Genomic DNA, 674 nt, shown 5'->3' on the forward strand with positions numbered 1-674 from the left:
CTAAGCGGACTAAAATTGTGGGTTATAATGTGTAGCGAAGCGAAACGTAACCCACTGTTTTAGTTCCGTTTAAGTGCCTTGTTATGCTTACTTTTCAAAGAACTCAGCTAAAGGATTATATTCTAAACCATCTATAGTACTTGCTACTTCATAGCCCTCTTCATTTATTGTGTATAAATAACCAATATGTTCAGAGGCCAAAGTAAGAATCGGTTTTTTAATGTTTTTGTCATCACATGTAGAGTTGACAATGTACTTAACATATCCTGGTTGGATAACTACAGCAGCTAATCCACGTTGTTGGGCATACTCAATTGCACCACTTTGAAAACCAGATGTTGTAAACAACATACCTTTTTGTGCACCTGAATCTCGTACTTTTGCATCGAGTGTCATCATCACATCTCGCTTTATGCACTAGCGTATTTTTTACACTCGATTATTATCTTCATATTTGCACCACCAAACACTTCAAATTCAGCGAGAACATCAATTTCATAATCACCACTTGAGCCTTTTAACATAGCCAGATGAGTTACTTTTAGATCTTTAATAGAGTTACCAGCCGACATCTCAAGCCAGTTTTTCACCAACAACTCAAACTCTGTTGGAGTTATATTTACTGTTTCAAAATCTTCAAACACGCATAACCTCCGGATTGTAAGCATAACGCC

General features: G+C 36.8%; 2 protein-coding genes. Both read right to left on the reverse strand.

All coding sequences use genetic code 11. The features are described 5' to 3' along the window. Positions 1–87 precede the first annotated feature (87 nt). Entirely contained in the window at positions 88–399 is a 312-nt protein-coding gene (locus CXF74_RS21545; protein WP_101084696.1) for a hypothetical protein, read from the reverse strand. Positions 400–410: 11 nt separating this feature from the next. Beyond that, positions 411–674 (reverse strand): hypothetical protein (locus CXF74_RS21550; protein ID WP_232772620.1); only part of this gene is annotated, 264 nt, incomplete at its 5' end.

The sequence above is a fragment of the Psychromonas sp. Urea-02u-13 genome (genome assembly GCF_002835995.1).
GTDB lineage: Bacteria > Pseudomonadota > Gammaproteobacteria > Enterobacterales > Psychromonadaceae > Psychromonas.